The 19,145-nt window shown below is 53.3% G+C and carries 19 protein-coding genes; 16 read left to right on the top strand and 3 right to left on the bottom strand.

All coding sequences use genetic code 11. From position 1 onward, the window contains the following. Positions 1-1,611 (bottom strand): L-aspartate oxidase, encoded by a 1,611-nt coding sequence (gene nadB, locus ACT6RZ_RS13755; protein WP_444702665.1) that lies wholly within the window; start codon positions 1,609-1,611, stop codon positions 1-3. 207 nt (positions 1,612-1,818) lie between these two features. Between nadB and rpoE the strand changes: the two genes are divergently transcribed. From rpoE to recO, 10 genes are all read left to right on the top strand, one after another. Beyond that, on the top strand, positions 1,819-2,448 hold the full coding sequence (rpoE, locus tag ACT6RZ_RS13750; protein WP_444702664.1) for an RNA polymerase sigma factor RpoE: 630 nt from the start codon (positions 1,819-1,821) through the stop codon (positions 2,446-2,448). 98 nt (positions 2,449-2,546) lie between these two features. After that, positions 2,547-3,008 carry a sigma-E factor negative regulatory protein gene (locus ACT6RZ_RS13745; protein ID WP_444702663.1) on the top strand — a complete coding sequence of 154 codons (462 nt, stop codon included), beginning with the start codon at positions 2,547-2,549 and terminating at the stop codon, positions 3,006-3,008. 17 nt (positions 3,009-3,025) lie between these two features. Further along, on the top strand, positions 3,026-3,979 hold the full coding sequence (locus ACT6RZ_RS13740; protein WP_444702662.1) for a MucB/RseB C-terminal domain-containing protein: 954 nt from the start codon (positions 3,026-3,028) through the stop codon (positions 3,977-3,979). Between the two features lie 289 nt (positions 3,980-4,268). Further along, complete coding sequence (locus ACT6RZ_RS13735; RefSeq protein ID WP_444702661.1) at positions 4,269-5,696, top strand: DegQ family serine endoprotease; 1,428 nt, start codon at positions 4,269-4,271, stop codon at positions 5,694-5,696. 138 nt (positions 5,697-5,834) lie between these two features. Further along, entirely contained in the window at positions 5,835-7,628 is a 1,794-nt protein-coding gene (gene lepA / locus ACT6RZ_RS13730) for a translation elongation factor 4 (RefSeq protein WP_444702660.1), read from the top strand. Positions 7,629-7,661: 33 nt separating this feature from the next. Then, the gene (gene lepB, locus ACT6RZ_RS13725; protein WP_444702659.1) at positions 7,662-8,477 is read left to right on the top strand and encodes a signal peptidase I; all 816 of its coding nucleotides are present in this window, start codon (positions 7,662-7,664) and stop codon (positions 8,475-8,477) included. 49 nt (positions 8,478-8,526) lie between these two features. Next, positions 8,527-8,892, top strand: coding sequence for a DUF4845 domain-containing protein (locus ACT6RZ_RS13720; protein WP_444702658.1), 366 nt, complete (start codon positions 8,527-8,529; stop codon positions 8,890-8,892). A gap of 5 nt (positions 8,893-8,897) precedes the next feature. Continuing rightward, a complete protein-coding gene (gene rnc / locus ACT6RZ_RS13715; protein WP_444702657.1) occupies positions 8,898-9,569 on the top strand; it encodes a ribonuclease III in 672 nt (223 codons plus the stop codon). Next, positions 9,566-10,468, top strand: a complete 903-nt coding sequence (gene era / locus ACT6RZ_RS13710) for a GTPase Era (protein WP_444702656.1) — start codon at positions 9,566-9,568, stop codon at positions 10,466-10,468. Before rnc ends, era begins: the two co-directional genes overlap by 4 nt. Positions 10,469-10,492: 24 nt before the next feature. Beyond that, positions 10,493-11,245 (top strand): DNA repair protein RecO, encoded by a 753-nt coding sequence (recO, locus tag ACT6RZ_RS13705; RefSeq protein ID WP_444702655.1) that lies wholly within the window; start codon positions 10,493-10,495, stop codon positions 11,243-11,245. Positions 11,246-11,350: 105 nt separating this feature from the next. On the opposite strand, the gene ACT6RZ_RS13700 is transcribed toward recO, so the two are convergent. Next, positions 11,351-11,836 carry a PEP-CTERM sorting domain-containing protein gene (locus tag ACT6RZ_RS13700; RefSeq protein WP_444702654.1) on the bottom strand — a complete coding sequence of 162 codons (486 nt, stop codon included), beginning with the start codon at positions 11,834-11,836 and terminating at the stop codon, positions 11,351-11,353. 84 nt (positions 11,837-11,920) lie between these two features. Further along, on the bottom strand, positions 11,921-13,570 hold the full coding sequence (locus ACT6RZ_RS13695) for a hypothetical protein (RefSeq protein WP_444702653.1): 1,650 nt from the start codon (positions 13,568-13,570) through the stop codon (positions 11,921-11,923). A gap of 227 nt (positions 13,571-13,797) precedes the next feature. Here ACT6RZ_RS13695 and pdxJ point away from each other — a divergent pair, with 227 nt between their 5' ends. The 6 genes from pdxJ (at position 13,798) to tpiA (ending at position 19,098) form a co-directional block, all read left to right on the top strand. After that, positions 13,798-14,526, top strand: a complete 729-nt coding sequence (gene pdxJ / locus ACT6RZ_RS13690) for a pyridoxine 5'-phosphate synthase (RefSeq protein WP_444702652.1) — start codon at positions 13,798-13,800, stop codon at positions 14,524-14,526. 141 nt (positions 14,527-14,667) lie between these two features. Continuing rightward, on the top strand, positions 14,668-15,057 hold the full coding sequence (gene acpS, locus ACT6RZ_RS13685) for a holo-ACP synthase (protein WP_444702651.1): 390 nt from the start codon (positions 14,668-14,670) through the stop codon (positions 15,055-15,057). Then, the gene (locus tag ACT6RZ_RS13680; RefSeq protein ID WP_444702650.1) at positions 15,054-15,845 is read left to right on the top strand and encodes a tRNA threonylcarbamoyladenosine dehydratase; all 792 of its coding nucleotides are present in this window, start codon (positions 15,054-15,056) and stop codon (positions 15,843-15,845) included. The genes acpS and ACT6RZ_RS13680 overlap by 4 nt, the downstream gene beginning before the upstream one ends. Before the next feature lie 252 nt (positions 15,846-16,097). Beyond that, a complete protein-coding gene (locus ACT6RZ_RS13675; RefSeq protein ID WP_444702649.1) occupies positions 16,098-17,075 on the top strand; it encodes a class 1 fructose-bisphosphatase in 978 nt (325 codons plus the stop codon). 11 nt (positions 17,076-17,086) lie between these two features. Beyond that, entirely contained in the window at positions 17,087-18,121 is a 1,035-nt protein-coding gene (gene fba, locus ACT6RZ_RS13670) for a class II fructose-bisphosphate aldolase (protein WP_444702648.1), read from the top strand. Positions 18,122-18,270: 149 nt separating this feature from the next. After that, complete coding sequence (tpiA, locus tag ACT6RZ_RS13665) at positions 18,271-19,098, top strand: triose-phosphate isomerase (RefSeq protein WP_444702647.1); 828 nt, start codon at positions 18,271-18,273, stop codon at positions 19,096-19,098. Positions 19,099-19,145 lie beyond the last annotated feature (47 nt).

Genomic DNA, 19,145 nt, shown 5'->3' with positions numbered 1-19,145 from the left:
TTAATCCAGCAGGCTGGTGTAGTTTTCTGGTGCTAACACGGTGGGGATGGCCTCTGCTAACAGTTCGGGGTGATCCTTGCTGTAATGCAGCCCGCGGCTTTCCTCGCGCTCGATCGCACAGCGCACGATCAGCTCGGCCACCTGCAACAGGTTACGCAGTTCTATCAGGTCATGGCTGACCTTGAAGTTGCTGTAAAACTCGTGCACCTCATCGCGCAACATATGGATGCGGTGCAATGCCCGGCTCAGTCTTTTATTGGTGCGCACGATGCCGACATAGTTCCACATGAACCGCCGCAGCTCATCCCAGGTGTGGGTGATGAGTACCTCTTCGTCGGCATCGGTGACGCGGCTTTCATCCCAATCCGGCAGCGAGATGGTGGGTTGCTGGCCCGAGGCTTGTATGTCCTGCGCGCAGCTCTGGCTGAATGCCAGGCATTCCAGCAGGGAGTTGCTGGCCAGCCGGTTCGCGCCATGCAGGCCGGTACAGGCGGTCTCGCCTATCGCATACAGGCAATCGATATCGGTGCGGCCATGCATGTCGGTCATCACGCCGCCGCAGGTGTAATGCGCGGCAGGCACCACCGGGATAGGCTGTTTGCTGATATCTATGCCCAATTGCAAACAGCGTTTATAGATGTTGGGGAAATGTGACTGGATAAAGTCTAGTGGCTTGTGGCTGATATCCAGGTAGACACAATCCAGGCCGCGTTTTTTCATTTCAAAGTCTATCGCGCGTGCGACCACGTCGCGGGGTGCCAGCTCGGCCCGTTCGTCATGCAGATGCATGAAGCGGCTGCCGTCCGGCAAGGTGAGCAAGCCACCTTCGCCACGCAGCACTTCCGAGATCAGGAACGATTTGGCATGCGGGTGGTAGAGGCAGGTCGGGTGAAACTGCACGAATTCCATATTGGCGACCCGGCAGCCGGCCCGCCAGGCCATGGCAATGCCGTCACCGGTGCTGATATCCGGGTTGGTGGTGTACAGGTAAACCTTGCCGGCACCGCCGGTGGCCATCACTGTATATTGCGCCGAGAGCGTGGTGACATGCCCGGTCTGGCTGTTTAACACATAAGCACCCAGGCAGCGGTTAGGGCCGTCACTGGCGGTCTGCTGGAACAGCTTGTGCGTGGTGATCAGGTCTACCGCGATATGGTGTTCAAGAATAGTGATGTTGGGATGTTCGCGCACACGGTCGGTCAGGGTGGTCTGCACTGCCTGGCCGGTGGCATCGGCGACATGCACCACCCGTCTGTGGCTATGGCCGCCTTCACGCGTCAGGTGCAGGCGGTCATCTTCCGCTTCACGTGTGAAATTCACGCCTTGCTGCAGCAACCATTCAATGCTGGCACGGCCATTATTCACCACCATGCGCGTGACTTCGCTATCGCACAGGCCGGCGCCAGCATCCAGGGTGTCCTGTATATGGGCTTCTATGGAGTCTTCACTGTTGTGTACTGCCGCGATGCCACCTTGTGCCCAGTTACTGGCACTCATGGACAGCTCACGTTTACTGAGTATGCAGATGCGGTAACTGTCGGCCAGCCGCAAAGCCAGCGATTGCCCCGCCAAGCCACTGCCAATGATCAAGACGTCAAAGACTTTATTCATATGTTGTTAAGTCGGGGGAACTTCGCGGAAAAGGCGGTGTCAGATAAAAGTCTGTATTGCATGTTGCATTGGCAGGCGAAAATAAGGGATGAGACGATGTTAAACACAACAAAATTAGAGGCGTTAACACGCACCGGGTTCGTCGATAACAATACAAAAGCGTATACTACTCCCAATCAGAAAATTACCCAAGGGAGTCATCGCGATATGACTGTTCAGGCGGCAAACGCCAAACAGATAGAGAATAGAGAGTTCGACCAGTTGCTGGTTGAACGTGCCCAGCAGGGCGATAAACGCGCATTCGGATTGCTGGTAGAGAAATATAACCGCAAGCTTGGGCGTCTATTGTCGCGTATGATCCGCGACCAGGCCGAAGTCGAGGACGTGGTTCAGGAATCCTTTATTAAAGCCTATAGGGCTTTGCATAGTTTTCGTGGTGACAGTGCCTTTTATACCTGGTTGTATCGTATAGGCATCAATACCGCTAAAAACTATCTGGTGTCTATGGGGCGCAAGCCACAAGTCATGCAGGACGTTGAAATCGAAGATGTAGAGAATTTTGACGAAGGCCAGGACATGCGTACGATGGAAACGCCTGAAACCTCGCTGATGACCAAAGAGATCGCGCAGACTGTCAATGATGCGATCAGTGCTTTGCCAGAAGAGTTGCGTACGGCGATCACCTTGCGTGAGCTGGAAGGCTTGAGTTATGAAGACATTGCCACGGTCATGCAATGTCCTATTGGTACCGTGCGCTCACGTATTTTCCGCGCCCGTGAGACCATTGCTGCAAAACTGAGACCATTGCTGGATACGCCCCAACATAAACGTTGGTAAGCAAGTCCAATTTGATGCGGTTATTTTTTGAATATAGGTGTTATGACAAATAATTTGTTAAGTGCTAACATAAAAACATTGATTGATTTGGGGTTATTATGAAGCAGCAATTGTCCGCTTTAATTGACGGCGAAGCCGATGTTGAGCGCTGTGAACATATCTTTCTGGCGGCCAAGTCTACCGGAGAGGTGGCGCAGGCCTGGCAGGATTATCACATCATCCGTGATGTCATCCGTGAAGAAAATTGGGTGCAGCCGGATATGACCAGCCGCATCATGGCCGCTCTGAACGATGAGCCTGTGGTGCTGGCTCCTCAAGCCGCAGTGACGCCTGTCGTGGCGCAAATACGCCCGCGCCCGACTAAATACATCTGGTCTGTGGCGGCATCTGTCGCAGCGGCGTTTTTTGTCGGCATGTTCGTGCTCAATCAGCCGGCAACGGTTGAAACGGTGCAGATCGCCGATAGCGAAACTGATCAGTATGTGATGGCGCATCACAACTATTCCCCTAATAGTGCGACTTACTATATCCACAACGTAACCTACAACGCTGGCGAATAAATTTAACTGTGATTGGTATGTCTGTGCCGGGTGTGATTCGTGTGTTGCTTGCGTGTGTGCTCTGCCAGCAGGCGTGGGCAGAAGAAGATTTATGGCCTGCCATGCAGAGGACCGCTTCTGCAGCCAGGGAGCTCAATTATCAGGGCTTGTTCATTTACCACAACGGAGCGATCATTCGCTCCGTTCAAATTACACATATCAATGAAGCCGGGCGCGAATTCACGCGCAATGTCGTGCTCGATGGCCGCCCGCGTGAAGTGTTCAGCGAAGGCGATGACATCGTTATCTTTAACGCTAAAAACGACAAGGTAGTGATTGAAAAGCGCCGTGGCCAGAACCTGTTCCCGGCCATGTTGCCCACCCAGCTGCAACCCCTCAAGCAAAACTACAAGCTGAAATTCATCGGCCAGGAGCGCATCGCCGGCCGATTGGCGCAAGTGATCGATATGATCCCGAATGACAATCTGCGCTACCAGTACCGTGTCTGGTCTGACAGCGAATATGGCTTGCTGCTAAAAATGAGCATGCTGGATACCCAGGGCAATACACTGGAGCAGATCGGCTTTAACCAGGTCTCCATGCTGCAAACCAAAGACCTGGACTGGTTCCAGCCCAAGATAGATGCTTCCAAACCATATGTGATGGATGACACCACCGATCTGACCCATGTGGAAAATAACCTGGTGATCGCTAACCTGCCGGCCGGTTACAAAAAAGTAGACCAGATACGCCTGCGTGTACCAGGCAGGGCAGTGCCGGTGCAGCAATTGATCTTCTCTGATGGCCTGGCCTCGGTATCACTATTCGTCGAGCCGGTGATCAAAGGCATGCAGCCGCGCATAGGCAAAAAGAACATGGGTTCCACCAATGTTTATGCACATGTGTTAAATGGCTATCAGCTGGTTGTCGTTGGCGAAGTGCCGGCACAAACGGTTGAACAGATCGCACAGCAGGTGACCTTTAAAAAATAGACCCGCGGACCACTTCTGCCCTCAGCATGCAATATGCACTCGACACGACTCTTTAAATCCCCGATCTCTTTCCCATACATGACGAACGCCTTTGATCTATCCCTATTGCATGTGCAGACTGCATTGGCAGTGGCGTTTTGTATGGCGGTGTCACTGCGTGCTCTTGTTTTTGAGTGCAGCGGACACCATGTGAGTAAAAAAATAACGCCTGCGATCGCCACAGAGCCGGCAGCTTGGAATATATTTTTATAAAATTGAATTTTGAACTGATTAAATAATAGGAAGAATCATGATGAAGCAATGGATTTCTGCAGTATTGCTGACATGCAGCATGTCATTAACGATGTTCGTCATGCCGGTGCAGGCCAAGGACTTGCCTGATTTCACCGAGCTGGCTGAAAAACAGGGGCCTACCGTGGTCAACATCAGTACCACCTCGGTCGTCCACGGCAATGGTGGCGGTATGGGCTTCCCAGGCATGCCGAATGATGAGAACCTGCAAGAGTTGCTGCGCCGTTTTGGCATTCCCGGTATGCCTGGCATGCCCGGGCAAGAGGGCGGGCAGGATTATAAGACTCAGTCCTTGGGCTCAGGCTTTATCATCAGCGGCGACGGTTATATTTTGACCAATGCGCATGTGGTGAGCGAGGCAGATGAAGTACTGGTCAAACTGTCTGACAAGCGTGAATTCAAGGCGAAGATCATAGGTGCTGACAAGCGTACCGATGTTGCGCTGATCAAGATTGAAGCGACCGGACTGCCTAAAGTCGTGGTCGGTGATCCTGGCGCATTGAAAGTCGGTGAGTGGGTGGCTGCGATCGGCTCCCCGTTCGGTCTGGAAAACACCATGACAGCCGGCATCGTCAGTGCCAAAGGCCGTGCCTTGCCGCAGGAAAATTATGTGCCGTTCATCCAGACCGATGTCGCCATCAACCCGGGTAACTCGGGTGGCCCGCTGTTCAACCTGCGCGGTGAGGTGGTCGGTGTCAACTCGCAGATCTACAGCAAGAGCGGTGGCTCCATGGGTCTGTCTTTCAGTATCCCTATCGATGTCGCCATTGATATCTCCAACCAGTTAAAATCCAGCGGCCGTATCTCGCGTGGCTGGCTGGGCATAGGCATACAGGAAGTCACCAAAGACCTGGCTGATTCTTTTGGCCTCAAGCAGACCAGTGGCGCATTGATCGCCGGGGTCGAGAAAAACAGCCCGGCAGACAAGGGTGGCCTGGAAGTCGGCGATATCATCCTCAAGTTTGATGGCAAGCCTATCGTGACATCTGCCGATCTGCCGCGGGTGGTGGCTGCGATCAAGCCAGGTAAAGTGGTGCCGGTAGAGATCGTGCGTAAAGGCGCCAGCAAGACCTTGCAACTGGGTATCGGTGAGATGCCTAACGAGCAGGCAGACGCGCAGCCTTCGAGCAAAGAGCCTGCCAAGCCTGAGTCTAACAAGATCGGTTTGACCCTGCGTGAACTGACGCCACAGCAGAAGAAAAAGCTGAATGGCAAAAACGGCCTGCTGGTGGTTGAAAGCGTGGGTGCAGCTGCCCAGGCCGGCATACGCCGTGGTGATGTGATCCTGGGGCTGAACAACAATGAAAGCCAGAGTGTGGATCTGTTCAACAAGCAGATCAACGCTGTCGCTGCCGGCAAAACGGTGGCGGTGCTGGTGCTCAGAGGTGAAAATACTTTGTATGTGCCTATCAAGGTGAGCAAGTAAGGGCGTGTTTTAAAGCGCTGTGCAGCCTGGGCGCTTTAAAATAAATCCCTGATAAATAGGCGTTTGCTGTAAAATGCCAGCAAATTCGGAAAGGCGCGTTAAGCGCCTTTCTTGCTTGTAATCAACCTATAGCAGAACATGAAGAATATTCGTAATTTCTCGATTATTGCCCACATTGACCATGGCAAATCGACACTGGCTGATCGCATCATTCAGTTGTGCGGTGGCCTGGAGGCGCGCGAAATGGAAGCGCAGGTGCTGGATAGCATGGATATCGAGCGTGAGCGCGGCATTACGATCAAAGCGCAAACCGCTGCCCTGCAATACAAAGCCAACAACGGTGAGACTTATTTCCTCAACCTGATCGATACCCCGGGGCATGTGGACTTCAGTTACGAGGTCAGCCGCTCACTGTCCGCCTGTGAAGGCGCGCTATTGGTGGTGGATGCCTCGCAAGGCGTTGAAGCGCAAAGCGTGGCCAACTGTTACACCGCCATCGAGTTGGGTGTAGAAGTCACCCCCGTACTCAACAAGATAGACCTGCCTTCAGCCGATCCGGCCCGTGTGGCGCAAGAGATTGAAGATGTGATCGGCGTGGATGCCACCGATGCCGTGCAATGCTCAGCCAAAACCGGGTTAGGTGTACGCGATGTGCTGGAAGAAGTGGTGGCCAAAGTGCCGCCGCCGGCAGGTGATATAGATGCGCCGCTCAAAGCCCTGGTCATCGATGCCTGGTTTGATAACTATGTGGGCGTGGTCATGCTTGTGCGCGTGGTTGATGGTGTTTTGCGTGCCAAAGAGAAGATACGCCTGATGGCGACCGGCGCTGAATATCTGTGTGAACAGGTAGGTGTGTTCACCCCTAAATCGCTGCAACGCCCGCAGCTGAATGCAGGTGAAGTAGGGTTTATCATCGCCGGTATTAAAGAACTGGCCGCCGCCAAGGTGGGCGATACCGTGACGCTGGCTGGCAGACAGGCCAGCGCGCCATTGCCTGGTTTTAAGGAAGTCAAACCACAGGTGTTCGCCGGTTTGTACCCGGTCGAATCCAACCAGTTCGAAGGCCTGCGTACCGCGCTGGAAAAACTCAGCCTGAATGACGCCAGCCTGCAGTTCGAGCCGGAGAACTCCACTGCGTTGGGTTTTGGTTTCCGCTGCGGCTTTTTAGGCCTGCTGCACATGGAGATCGTACAGGAGCGTTTAGAGCGCGAGTACGATATGGATCTGATCACCACCGCGCCTACCGTGATCTACGAGTTGCTGCTGAAAACCGGCGAAGTAGTGCAGATCGAGAACCCGTCACGCCTGCCCGAGCCTTCCCGTGTGGAAGAGATCCGCGAACCCATGATAGTGGTGAACCTGCTGATGCCGCAGGATTATGTTGGCCCGGTGATGACGCTGTGTAACAACAAACGCGGTTTACAGCGCAATATGCAGTATATGGGCCGCCAGGTCATGCTCAGTTACGAAATGCCACTCAACGAGGTGGTGCTCGATTTCTTTGATAAACTGAAATCCGTGTCGCGTGGCTATGCCTCTATGGATTACGAGTTCCTTGAGTTCCGTGCCGCCGATCTGGTGAAACTGGATATCATGGTCAACGGCGAGCGTGTCGATGCGCTGAGCCTGATCGTGCACAGGGCCAATAGTATCTATCGCGGGCGTGAGCTGGTGTCTAAAATGCGTGAACTGATCCCGCGCCAGATGTTTGATATCGCCATTCAGGCAGCGATAGGCGCCAATATCATTGCGCGCGAGACTGTCAAGGCCATGCGCAAGAACGTGATCGCCAAGTGCTATGGTGGTGATGTCAGTCGTAAGCGCAAGTTGCTGGATAAACAAAAAGAAGGTAAAAAGCGCATGAAGCAGGTCGGTAATGTGGAGATCCCACAAGAGGCCTTCCTGGCTATTCTGCGCGTTGAAGACAAATAAAACGGGAACACCCGATTTCTACAGGGAACGAGCATGTATTTTGCGATTTTTATGTTGGTGATTTTGCTGGTATCCGGCGTGATCTGGTTGCTGGATATTCTGATTTTGCGCAAGAAACGCCAGGCGAGTGCGCTGGGCGACGTGCCAGACCCGTGGTATGTGGAATACAGCAAAAGCTTTTTCCCGGTAATCCTGCTGGTGTTCACTGTACGTTCATTTATCGTAGAACCGTTCAAGATCCCTTCCGGCTCCATGATGCCTACCCTGCTGGCTGGCGATTATATCCTGGTGAATAAATTCACTTATGGCTTGCGCGTGCCTATCCTCAATAACGTGTTTTACCCGGTCGACAAACCCAAGCGTGGCGATGTGTTCGTTTTTCACTATCCGCCAGACCCGTCTATAGACTACATCAAGCGCGTCATCGGCTTGCCTGGCGACCAGATCCAGTACCGCGACAAACAGCTGACCATCAACGGCAAAGTGGTCAACCTGGATTTCATAGCACCCTACAAGTATGCCCTGAATGTGAATGACGAGAGCGGCAGCGCCCGTGCAGTCGATGTCACGGCCTCGCGTCTGACTGAGCAGTTAGACACGCTCAAGCATGATGTGTTGATCCATGACATCATGAACCAGTACAGCCCGGGCAGCCTGGGTGACCGCCTGATGCAGGGCGAGACCGTCACTGTGCCTGAAGGCGAGTACTATGCCATGGGCGATAACCGGGACAATAGTTCTGACAGCCGCGTCTGGGGCTTTGTCTCAGAGAAACACCTGGTCGGCCGCGCCTTCTTTATCTGGTTTAACTTTGACCAGTGGCGCCGTATCGGGCAAAGTATCAGTTAAGCACCCCGGGTGATGGTGGTGATAGTCGCAATTTGTGAGGAGATGGCAAATGAAATGTTCTAGGGTTTCAGCACGCGCACAACATGGGCTAGGTGTACTCGGTTTCCTGCTGGTGCTGACTGCGGTCGGCATTATAGGCATGGTGGGCTTAAAGGCACTGCCATCTTATATGGAATACTTCTCCATTCAATCTACCATCAACCGTATCGCCCATGACCCCATGCTGCAAAGTGACGCCGATATGCGTACTGCATTTGACCGCCAGATGCACGTAGACATGATCACCACTGTGCATGGCCGCGACCTGAATGTGGTCGGCCGTTCGGTGGCCGTGCGTTACCAAAAAAACATCCCGCTGACAGATACCATCAGTTTGCTGATTGATTTTGACGCGACCAGCAAAGCAACGCAGTAGGTGAGATGAGCGCGCTCCCGGTATTACAGACCCGCATTGCTTACAGCTTCACGCAGCCAGACTTGCTGCAGCAGGCGCTCACACATCGCAGCTTTTCGGCCAGTAATAACGAGCGGCTGGAATTTTTGGGCGATAGCGTACTCAACTTTATCATTGCCCACCAGTTATTCAATTTATTCCCCGACCTGCCCGAGGGAGACCTCAGCCGTTTACGTGCCAAACTGGTCAAAGAGGCCAGCCTGGCTGAACTGGCCATCAGCCTGAATCTTGGCGATGCCCTCAAGCTGGGCGAAGGCGAATTGAAAAGCGCAGGCTGGCGCAGGCCTTCTATCCTGGCTGATGCACTCGAAGCCATCGTCGGTGCTGTTTACCTGGATGGTGGCTTTGCTGCTGCCGAACAAGTAGTGGCCTTGCTATACCGTGACACCCTGACCACTATCAACCCGAACGCGATTGATAAAGACGCCAAATCCCAGTTGCAGGAATACCTGCAGAGTAAAAAGATGGATCTGCCTGAATACCAGGTCGTGACTATCGAGGGCGAGGCGCACGCACAGACTTTCACCGTGCAATGCTTTATCAAAAAACTTAAACTTACCACCACCGGTGCCGGCACCAGCCGCCGCGTGGCGGAACAGCAGGCGGCCAAGCTCGCCATGGAAAAGATCCAATCATGACAGAACACATACAGCCTACTGAAGACTTCCGCTGCGGCACCGTGGCCATCGTCGGTCGCCCCAATGTCGGTAAATCGACGCTGCTCAACCATATTCTGGGCCTGAAGTTAGCCATCACTTCGCGCAAGGCACAAACCACCCGGCATCGTTTGCTGGGCATACATACCACTGAAGATACCCAGTTCCTGTTTGTGGATACGCCGGGTTTCCAGCAGAAACATATCAACGCGCTGAACAAGACGCTGAATAAAACAGTGACACAGGTGCTGTCTGAAGTCGATGTGGTGCTGTTCGTGATCGAACCCATGAAACTGGGCGAAGCCGATGAGCTGGTACTGAAATTACTGCCCATGAACAAACCGGTGTTACTGGTGGTGAACAAGGCAGACCTGATGGGTGACAAAGGCAATCTGTTACCGCTGATACAGGACTTTGATCTGCTGTTTGACTTTGCCGGTATCATCCCGGTCAGCGCCAAAAAGAACCAGAACCTGGAAGGATTGCTGGCCGCTGTGCGTGAGCACCTGCCGGAGCAGCCCGCCATCTATGGTGAGGATGAACTGACCGACAAGAATGAGCGTTTTCTGGCAGCCGAACTGATACGCGAAAAGATCTTCCGCCTGGTGGGCGATGAGTTGCCTTATTCAATGACGGTAGAGATTGAAAAGTTCGAGACCGTGAAAAAGCTGCGCCGTATCTTTGCCGTCATCATCGTCGATAAAGACAGCCAGAAACCGATGATCATAGGCAAGGGTGGCGAGAAGCTCAAGCAGATCTCCACCGAAGCACGCCAGGACATGGAAAAACTGTTCGGCTCAAAAGTCTATCTGGAAACCTGGGTCAAGGTAAAAGGTGGCTGGGCAGATGACGAACGGGCACTCAAAAGCCTGGGTTTTTAGTCGTAGCGACCAGCAGCTAGCGCCATGGCCGTGAGCATGCCTAACGTTGCCTCACTTAAGCAATCGCTACAGCCGGTCTTTATCCTGCACACCTATCCCTTTAAAGAAACCAGCCTGGTGGTTGAGATGTTCAGCCGCGATTTTGGCCGCATAGCCGGTGTGGCCAAAGGGGCGCGCAGACCGCTGTCTGCCATGCGCGGCATGTTGCAGTCTTTCCAGCAGCTGGCGGGTACCTGGTCGGGTAAAAACGAACTGAAGACCTTGCACGGGCTGGAGTGGCTGACCGGGCTGACGCTGCTCAAAGGCGACGCCCTGATGTGCGGGTTTTACATGAATGAATTGCTGTTGCGCCTGCTGCCGCGCGACGACGCCCATGCGCAACTGTTTGAGTATTATGCGCAAACCGTACAATTGCTGTCCACGCTCAGCCACGAGACCGGCAGTGGCCAGCTGGCCGAGATCATGCGCAGGTTCGAGCTGAAAATGTTGCAGGAGCTAGGCTATGCCGTGCCACTGACGCATGATGAGAACGGCGAGATCATCCATGCCGATGAAACCTATAGATTTGAAGCGGATTATGGCGCCTGCGCACCTGGCGTGACTAAAAACGGCGTCTTGCTCCAGGGCGTGACGCTGCTGGATATGGCGCGCGGCAGTTATGGCAATGCCACCACGCAGACACAAAGCAAGCAGTTGATGCGCTATCTGCTGCAACATTACCTTGGAGAAAAACCCTTGCACACCCGCCAGTTACTGGTGGATCTACAAGGGTTTTAATTTAAGCAAAGCAGGCGTTCTCTTGCCTGCATCATCATGGCCTGCACGACTGGCTGAGGGAGACCTCAGTTGTGAGGCCTCACCTGTGAGACCTCAGGTAGGTCGTCAGGCTTTTTGTTTGCGTCTGACCATGCCGCCAAGCAAAGCCAGGCCTATCAGGAGCATGGCAGAGCTTTGTGGTTCTGGTACGGTTGCGGCTTGTTGTATAAAGCTAAAGTAACCTGAATTGTTGATCGTATCCAGGCCGAAAGCGGTGAACTCGGAGAAGTAGCTGTTATCCGGGTATAGCGTCAGGATAAAAGAGGAACTGTTATTGTTTGCAATAAACGTGAACCCTTGTCTGTCTATGCTGATGCTGGCGTCTGTGCTGCTATAAGTGACGTTGTCTAAAGGGTTATTCAGGACAAAGTCTAAAACGCTGAAGTTGTAGTCCAGTGAGAAGGGCGCACTGGTGGTCATAGTGCCGGAGAATGTAGGGTCTCCGTCTACGTCATCCACTGCAATAATGTTGTAACGATAATCCGCGAGCGCAGCGCCGCTAGCAGTGAAAGTCAGAGCCACTACCAACAGCAAAGATTTAATGAATTGCATAAAGAATCCTGAAATATTAAGTTTAAAAAAATATGTCGCCATCACAGTGGGAAGATGAGCAGCGATCGCTGCCCATCCTCGCTATTAATTGACTGAGACGAAAACCGGGTTGGAGTAAAACCAGAGACTGCTGTAATTACGGTCATTGATTGCATTCACGCGACCATTGTTATCAACGCCACCCTGACTGTTGAGTACCCAGGTTTTCTGGTCAGCCAGTGGTTCGCCGTTGAAGCTGAGCCCCGGTGTGTCAACTGCCAGATTCGTTCCGCGCAACCTGAAGTATTGGTTTTTGTTGGCCACCAGTTGTACGGTGATAGATGCAAAACCGTCTTTGCCTACCTTCCAGTCTGCAGCTGTGTAGCGCTTTAGAACGCGGGTGGATGCATTGGTGGCAACGTTGTAAGCCGCAGAGTCAGGGCTGGCTTTGGCTGTGACATCGCCTACGATAAGGTCCACATGGTTGACTACAGGCTTCATATTGGCCAGGGTATTGCCATCCACCGGCTTGAGATAGTTGTTTAATGCCGGACTTTTAAAGCGGATGGTGAACTTGACTTTTTCACCTGCGCCGACTTTGATCTCCTGACCCATAAAGGCAGTGCCTGAAGAACCTACTACTCTGAAATCCAGCGCATCGATCAGGTCACCATACACACCAAACATGCGACCCTCGCGCAGGCTGGAGATGAACCCGGTGGCCGTGCCTTTGCTGCTGTCTGGCATCCACACATAGTTCTTGGAATATTCACCAGGATAGTAGCCACTGCTGTTGCTGGCCGCATCGATTTTAAAGTGTGAGTCGGAGTTGGCGATGTTCCAAACGTGACGCCCTTCGCCCAGCAGTGCATCCCACATACCGCCGACTTTGGCGACGATGGCATCCGTGCCACCATAAGTGCGATTGGGCAGATTGGCATCTATATAAGCTGAGGTATAACCGCCACGGTCAGGTTCCATCTGGTTGCCGACCATGCCTTCTATCATAAACACGATGTCAGGTGCCAGATCATTCATTTGGCGCAGATTCTGTATCGTATATTTGTTAGGGTTGCGCGAAGGATGGTTGATGGTGGCAAAGCTGGTGGTCGGATAATTCGTTTTCAACCACGAAAAAGCGGCTAAAGCATCGGCGCCAGTCGTGTTAGGGCGCTTGGTGCCGTTTCTGTTTTTCCAGGCGGCGACATCGACCGGGTCAAACGTTGACTCAGCCAGGGTGGTGAACAGATACTGGAACTCTTTTGCACCTCTGGTCGAAGCCTCCAGCGTAGCTTCGTTGTCTAGCATCACCACGTTGACGTGATCATGCGTAGGCATATCCCATTCGGCACCGGAAATGATCATTTTGTCTGCGTAAGTGCCGCCCGCCTGCAGATCTTTAACGTGCGGGATCTCAATGGTTTCCATGGCGTAGGCAAAAGGCACCGGTTTAGGCAATACATTGCCATTCTTATCTAACCTGGATGAACGCAGGTGATTGCTCAGTATCATCCAGTCCAGTTTGTAAGTGTCCAGTGACTTATCCAGCAGATAGTCTAATGTCTGTGTCGTGCGTGAGTCATCAGATTGGGTGGTATGGGTATGCAAGTCGCCGGTAGTCCAGCTGCCTTTGTCATCAGGTATTGAGAGCGTGGGTTTGAGTTCCAGCCCGGAAACCAAGGAAACTGCGCCTAGAGACAATCCCACTGCTGCGATCACGATGGAGGTAGATTTATATCTTTTTAATTTATTCACAAAAATCCCGCTAAATGAAAAATTCCGTCAAGGAGGTGTTTAAAGAGCAAAGTATTACTGTGCGGGGATGATGGTTGAAACAGATTAATCTTTAATGACTGGGGCAATATATTTGCATGACATCAGCCTATACCTACCCTGACCCCTGACGGTCAGCGCTTAATGGTATGGTTTTGCTCAGACAGCAGGTAAAATAGCGTTTTTATCAAGTCTCTTAAAAGCCAGATATGCTGAAATTAGGTGTGAATATCGATCATGTCGCCACGATACGCCAGGCGCGAGGTACTAAATATCCTAGCGTGGTTCAAGCTGCCTTACGCGCCGAGCAATCCGGTGCCGACAGTATCACCCTGCATTTGCGTGAAGACCGCCGCCATATGCAGGATGCCGATATCTTTGCCTTGCGTCCTTTGCTGCAAACCAAGATGAACCTGGAGTGTGCAGTCACTGACGAAATGCTGGATATCGCGATACAGGTCAAACCGCAGGATGTCTGCCTGGTGCCGGAGCGCCGCGAAGAACGCACTACTGAAGGCGGCCTGGATGTGCTGGCGCATTATGCAAAAGTGGAACATGCGGTCAAAAAACTGTCTGACCAGGGCATACGTGTCTCGCTGTTTATCGCGCCGGATCTGGCGCAGATCGATGCTGCCATCAAGCTGGGCGCACCTGTGATCGAGATACACACTGGCACTTTTGCCGATGCTGAAAGCGAAAAGACCCAGACTGAAGAGTTACGCCGGGTAGAGACTGCGCTTTACCATGCCAAGACTGGCGGCCTGGTAGTCAATGCCGGGCATGGTCTGCATTACCACAATGTGCATCACATCGCGCGTCTGCCCGGGTTTGAAGAGCTGAATATAGGCCACGCCATCGTGGCGCATGCACTGTTTGTAGGTTGGGATAATGCCGTGCGCGAAATGAAAGCCCTGATGAAAGAGTTCTCGGCCAGGTAGTCTGTACATGAGGTAAGGCTGTAGCTACAGGGGGCGCCGGCAACCGGCAAGACCCTGCAGCGATATATTAGGAATTCGGCGATTTGACTAAACCCTGAACGCCGCAGATAAATGCAAGGGTTGAGTTTGCGAGGTGACCATATGATCTTTGGAATTGGGACAGATATCGTTGAAGTCGAGCGCATACAGGCCTCGCTGGATCAGTTTGGCGAACCGTTTGCCAAGCGGATACTGGCAGATTCGGAGTGGGCCGATTATCAGGCCAGCCAGTTGAAAGCCCGTTTTCTGGCCAAACGCTTTGCCGCCAAAGAAGCCTTTGCCAAAGCCATAGGCACCGGCATACGCGGCGACGTCAGTTTTCACAATATAGCCGTCACCCATGACGCGCTCGGGCGGCCACTGCTGCAGCTGGCGCCTACCTTGCAGGCTTTTCTCAAGCAACATCACATTCATCAGTCGCACATCAGCATCAGCGATGAAAAAAACCTGGCGCTGGCATATGTGGTGCTGGAAACCGTGAGCAGCAAATGAATCTGGCCGTACCTCCCGAGCTGGATATAGCCCGCCGTTTTTCCGGCGTGCGCCGCTTGTATGGCGAGCCAGGCTTGCAACGCCTGCAAGCCGCGCATGTGCTGGTGATAGGCATAGGCGGGGTAGGTTCGTGGACGGTGGAAGCCCTGGCGCGCAATGCCGTCGGCAAGCTCACCCTGGTTGATCTGGATAATATCGCCGAATCCAATATCAACCGTCAGATCCATGCGCTGGATGCCAACCTGGGCAAAGCCAAGGTGACCGCCATGCGCGAGCGCATAGAGCAGATCAACCCGCTGTGCCAGGTGTTTGAGGTCGAAGACTTTATCTCGGCAGAAAACATCAGCAGCGTGCTGACGCCTCAGCCTGCTATCGTCATTGATTGCATGGATGATACCAAAGCCAAGATAGCATTGGCTGCTTATTGCCAGCAGCAACGATTGCCGCTGGTGATGGTAGGCAGTGCCGGAGGCAAGCTGGATGCGACGCGCATACGCCTGGCCGATCTGGCGCATGTCAATGGCGACCGCATGCTGGCAAAAGTCCGCAACCAGTTACGGCGTGATCATGGCTTTCCCAAAGCCAGCGATAATAAAAAATCTGCCAGATTCGGCATCACCGCAGTCTATTCAGACGAGCCGGTAGAAAAGCCCGCAGAGGCGTGCGAGGCCGAAAGCGGGCTGACCGGCTTGCATTGTGCGGGTTATGGTTCCAGTATCTGCGTCACTGCCAGCTTTGGTTTTGTGGCCGCCCAACATGCCCTGCAACAATTAGTGCAGGCTGATTGATCCCTGCCTTTTAAGTCGCTGCTCTGGCGGCCATCGACATTATGCTGTCACAAGATTGTTGAACAATCTGGCAGATGCGGCGTCTACTTTAATAGAAAATCAGGCATGGACATTGCATAACTAGACAGAGTTAAACTTCTGATTGAGGTTAAATGCAGGTGTTTCCAGCCTGTCATCGCAACTTTGCGCCGCCGTGTTGTCGGGTACAGTTTGGCTGCAAGTATCGCTAAAACCATAAAAAAGGTATCTGCCATGCAATTGGACGTATTTCTGAAACAGGTTTCACTGAATCATGCATTGAACGTGTTGATATGGCACGCAGCCCAGGCTGGCATTGAGATCGCTGCCCTGGTGCGTCAGGGCGCCCTGCAAGGGGTGACTGAAAAAACCGCCACTACCAATGTGCAGGGCGAGACGCAGATGCAACTGGATATCCGCAGTCATGAAGTCGCCATTGAACAGTTGCGTGCTTCAGCCGTGGTGGCTGCCGTGCTGTCTGAAGAAGAAGACAAGCCGGTGCTGTTCGAAACGCTGGATGCACCATTTCTGGTCAGTATGGACCCGCTGGATGGTTCTTCCAATTTAGCCATCAATGGTGTGGTCGGCAGTATTTTCTCTGTGCTACCGAATACCGGCGTGGCGACCCAGGGCGAGCAGGCATTTTTACAGCCTGGCCAGGCACAGCGCGCTGCGCTGTATGTGATGTATGGGCCAGCGACTCTACTTGTGCTGAGCATAGGGCAAGGCACGCATGTGTTTACCCTGGATCACGACAGCAGCAGCTTTGTGCTCACCCAGCAAACGGTTGAGATACCGCCTGAGACTTCTGAATATGCCATCAATGCCAGTAACCAGCGTTACTGGCAGCCTGCGATACAGCGCTATATAGGCGAATGCCTGCAGGGGGCTGAAGGCGCACGCGGGCGTGATTTCAATATGCGCTGGTGTGCCAGTATGGTGATGGATGTGCATCGCATCCTCACGCGTGGCGGCGTGTTCCTCTATCCGCGCGATCACAAGCAACCAGTCAAGGCCGGGCGCTTGAGATTGTTGTATGAAGCCAACCCTATGAGCCTGCTGGTGGCGCAGGCGGGCGGCGAGAGCATCAATGGCCTGGAAGACGTGCTGGCCATACAGCCCACCTCCTGCCACCAACGTGTCCCGGTTCTGCTGGGGTCCAGACAAGAAATCCAGCGCTTGCGTGAGTACCACCAGCAAGCCACAGAATAAAGGAGTTTTGCATGGCATTGATTTCCCTCAGGCAGTTACTCGATCACGCAGCTGAAAATAGTTATGGCTATCCGGCGTTCAATATCAATAATATGGAGCAGATCATCTCCATTATGAAAGCCGCTGACGAAGTCGATAGCGCAGTGATCTTGCAGGCGTCGGCCGGTGCGCGTGGTTATGCCGGTGAGTCGTTTCTGCGCAAGATGGTAGAAGCGGCTATCGAACAGTTTCCGCATATCCCGGTGTGCATGCACCAGGATCATGGCACTTCGCCCAAGATCTGCCAGATGGCCATACGCAGCGGTTTTTCCAGTGTCATGATGGATGGCTCGTTAAAGGAAGACCACAAGACCCCGGCCAGTTATGAATACAATGTCGATGTCACACGCCGCGTCGTTGAGTTCGCCCATGCGGTGGGTGTGTCGGTCGAAGGTGAATTAGGCGTATTGGGCTCACTGGAGACCGGCCTGGCCGGCGAGGAGGATGGTGTAGGGGCTGAAGGTAAACTGGATGAATCACAGTTGCTGACCGACCCCGACGAAGCGGCCGCGTTTGTGGAGGCGACCAAAGTCGATGCGCTGGCGATCGCCATAGGCACCAGTCACGGTGCTTACAAGTTCACTCGCCCGCCGTCAGCCGACACTTTATCGATCCAGCGTATCCGCGAGATCCACGCCAAGATCCCTAACACCCATCTGGTCATGCATGGTTCTTCCAGTGTGCCGCAATCCCTGCTTGAGCAGATCCGCAATTACGGCGGTAACATCAAAGAGACTTATGGTGTGCCTGTCTCGCAGATCGTTGAAGGCATCAAGAGCGGGGTACGCAAAGTGAATATCGATACCGATATTCGGCTTGCCATGACCGCTGCCATACGCGCATACTTTGTTGAACATCCCGAAGAGTTCGATCCACGCGGCTACTTTAAAGAGGCCACCAACGCGGCGCAGCAATTATGTAAAGAGCGCTTTGAAGCGTTTGGCAGCGCTGGCCAGGCCGGCAAGATCAAAGTGGTTTCGCTGGAGAAAATGGCCGCCATTTATTAAAAATGATTGAACGGTTATAGGGGATAGCTGCCATAGATGTTAATGTTGCCACACCACTGGCAGTCAATAACACCTACTCCACTTTACCCGCTCGTACTTAAAGCAAAAATATAATCTCATCGAGGGGGCATGATAGAAAGGTTTACATCATGCGCAAGAAATTAGTCATCGGTAACTGGAAGCTGCACGGCAGCCTGCTGGAAAATCAGGGCCTGCTCAACCGGCTCAAACAGGAACTGCATCACCTGGAAGGCGTAGATGCTGCTGTCTGCCTGCCTTATGTTTACTTATACCAGGCGCAATCCGCCTTACAGGGTTCAGCCATTGCCTGGGGCGCACAAAACGTCAGCCAGTTCACCGAGGGCGCTTACACCTCCTGCATCTCGGCAAAAATGGTGGCCGAGTTTGGTTGCACCTATACCATCGTCGGCCATTCCGAACGCCGTGCGCTCAAGCTGGAAAGTAACCAGGTGGCCACCAAGCGCCTGCTGAATGCCTTGCACGCCGGGCTTACGCCTATCTTTTGTGTCGGTGAGACGCTGGATGAACGCGATGGCGGCATGGCCGAGCTGATAGTGCGCAACCAGATGCTGAATGTTGTTTACGGCCTGGATGATGCGGCGTTCGCCCTGGCAAAAAAACTCAATATGGTGATCGCCTATGAGCCGGTGTGGGCGATAGGCACCGGCGAGCACGCCACGCCTGAACAGGCGCAGCGCATGCATGCTTTTATCCGCATGATGATCGCCGAGCGCGACCGCGAGTTTTCCGAACAGATACGCATTCTATATGGCGGTAGTATGGCGCCCAAGAATGCCGAGAGCCTGCTGATCATGCCGGATATCGATGGCGGGCTGCTGGGCCGTGCCGCACTGGTGGCAGAAGATTTCATCGATACTTGCCGCATAGCTTCGCATTGCTGGCAGCAGCAGGAAAGATTTAAGGCGCTGGCGCACTCACCGGCGGTGGTCGTTTAAACCGGCATGCGCCAGTTGCCATCACGCAATTTCACAAAACTGTCATA

It is taken from the genome of Methylophilus sp., assembly GCF_052437885.1.
Lineage (GTDB): Bacteria > Pseudomonadota > Gammaproteobacteria > Burkholderiales > Methylophilaceae > Methylophilus.
The sequence above is the reverse complement of the archived record's forward strand: the minus strand, read 5'-3'. Positions and strand labels throughout refer to the sequence as shown.

What these genes read in the sequence shown, in the direction of transcription:
- nadB (WP_444702665.1), bottom strand. Translation starts at nt 1,611, where the DNA reads ATGAATAAAGTCTTTGACGTCTTGATCATTGGCAGTGGCTTGGCGGGG.
- rpoE (WP_444702664.1), top strand. Translation starts at nt 1,819, where the DNA reads ATGACTGTTCAGGCGGCAAACGCCAAACAGATAGAGAATAGAGAGTTC.
- ACT6RZ_RS13745 (WP_444702663.1), top strand. Translation starts at nt 2,547, where the DNA reads ATGAAGCAGCAATTGTCCGCTTTAATTGACGGCGAAGCCGATGTTGAG.
- ACT6RZ_RS13740 (WP_444702662.1), top strand. Translation starts at nt 3,026, where the DNA reads ATGTCTGTGCCGGGTGTGATTCGTGTGTTGCTTGCGTGTGTGCTCTGC.
- ACT6RZ_RS13735 (WP_444702661.1), top strand. Translation starts at nt 4,269, where the DNA reads ATGATGAAGCAATGGATTTCTGCAGTATTGCTGACATGCAGCATGTCA.
- lepA (WP_444702660.1), top strand. Translation starts at nt 5,835, where the DNA reads ATGAAGAATATTCGTAATTTCTCGATTATTGCCCACATTGACCATGGC.
- lepB (WP_444702659.1), top strand. Translation starts at nt 7,662, where the DNA reads ATGTATTTTGCGATTTTTATGTTGGTGATTTTGCTGGTATCCGGCGTG.
- ACT6RZ_RS13720 (WP_444702658.1), top strand. Translation starts at nt 8,527, where the DNA reads ATGAAATGTTCTAGGGTTTCAGCACGCGCACAACATGGGCTAGGTGTA.
- rnc (WP_444702657.1), top strand. Translation starts at nt 8,898, where the DNA reads ATGAGCGCGCTCCCGGTATTACAGACCCGCATTGCTTACAGCTTCACG.
- era (WP_444702656.1), top strand. Translation starts at nt 9,566, where the DNA reads ATGACAGAACACATACAGCCTACTGAAGACTTCCGCTGCGGCACCGTG.
- recO (WP_444702655.1), top strand. Translation starts at nt 10,493, where the DNA reads ATGGCCGTGAGCATGCCTAACGTTGCCTCACTTAAGCAATCGCTACAG.
- ACT6RZ_RS13700 (WP_444702654.1), bottom strand. Translation starts at nt 11,836, where the DNA reads ATGCAATTCATTAAATCTTTGCTGTTGGTAGTGGCTCTGACTTTCACT.
- pdxJ (WP_444702652.1), top strand. Translation starts at nt 13,798, where the DNA reads ATGCTGAAATTAGGTGTGAATATCGATCATGTCGCCACGATACGCCAG.
- acpS (WP_444702651.1), top strand. Translation starts at nt 14,668, where the DNA reads ATGATCTTTGGAATTGGGACAGATATCGTTGAAGTCGAGCGCATACAG.
- ACT6RZ_RS13680 (WP_444702650.1), top strand. Translation starts at nt 15,054, where the DNA reads ATGAATCTGGCCGTACCTCCCGAGCTGGATATAGCCCGCCGTTTTTCC.
- ACT6RZ_RS13675 (WP_444702649.1), top strand. Translation starts at nt 16,098, where the DNA reads ATGCAATTGGACGTATTTCTGAAACAGGTTTCACTGAATCATGCATTG.
- fba (WP_444702648.1), top strand. Translation starts at nt 17,087, where the DNA reads ATGGCATTGATTTCCCTCAGGCAGTTACTCGATCACGCAGCTGAAAAT.
- tpiA (WP_444702647.1), top strand. Translation starts at nt 18,271, where the DNA reads ATGCGCAAGAAATTAGTCATCGGTAACTGGAAGCTGCACGGCAGCCTG.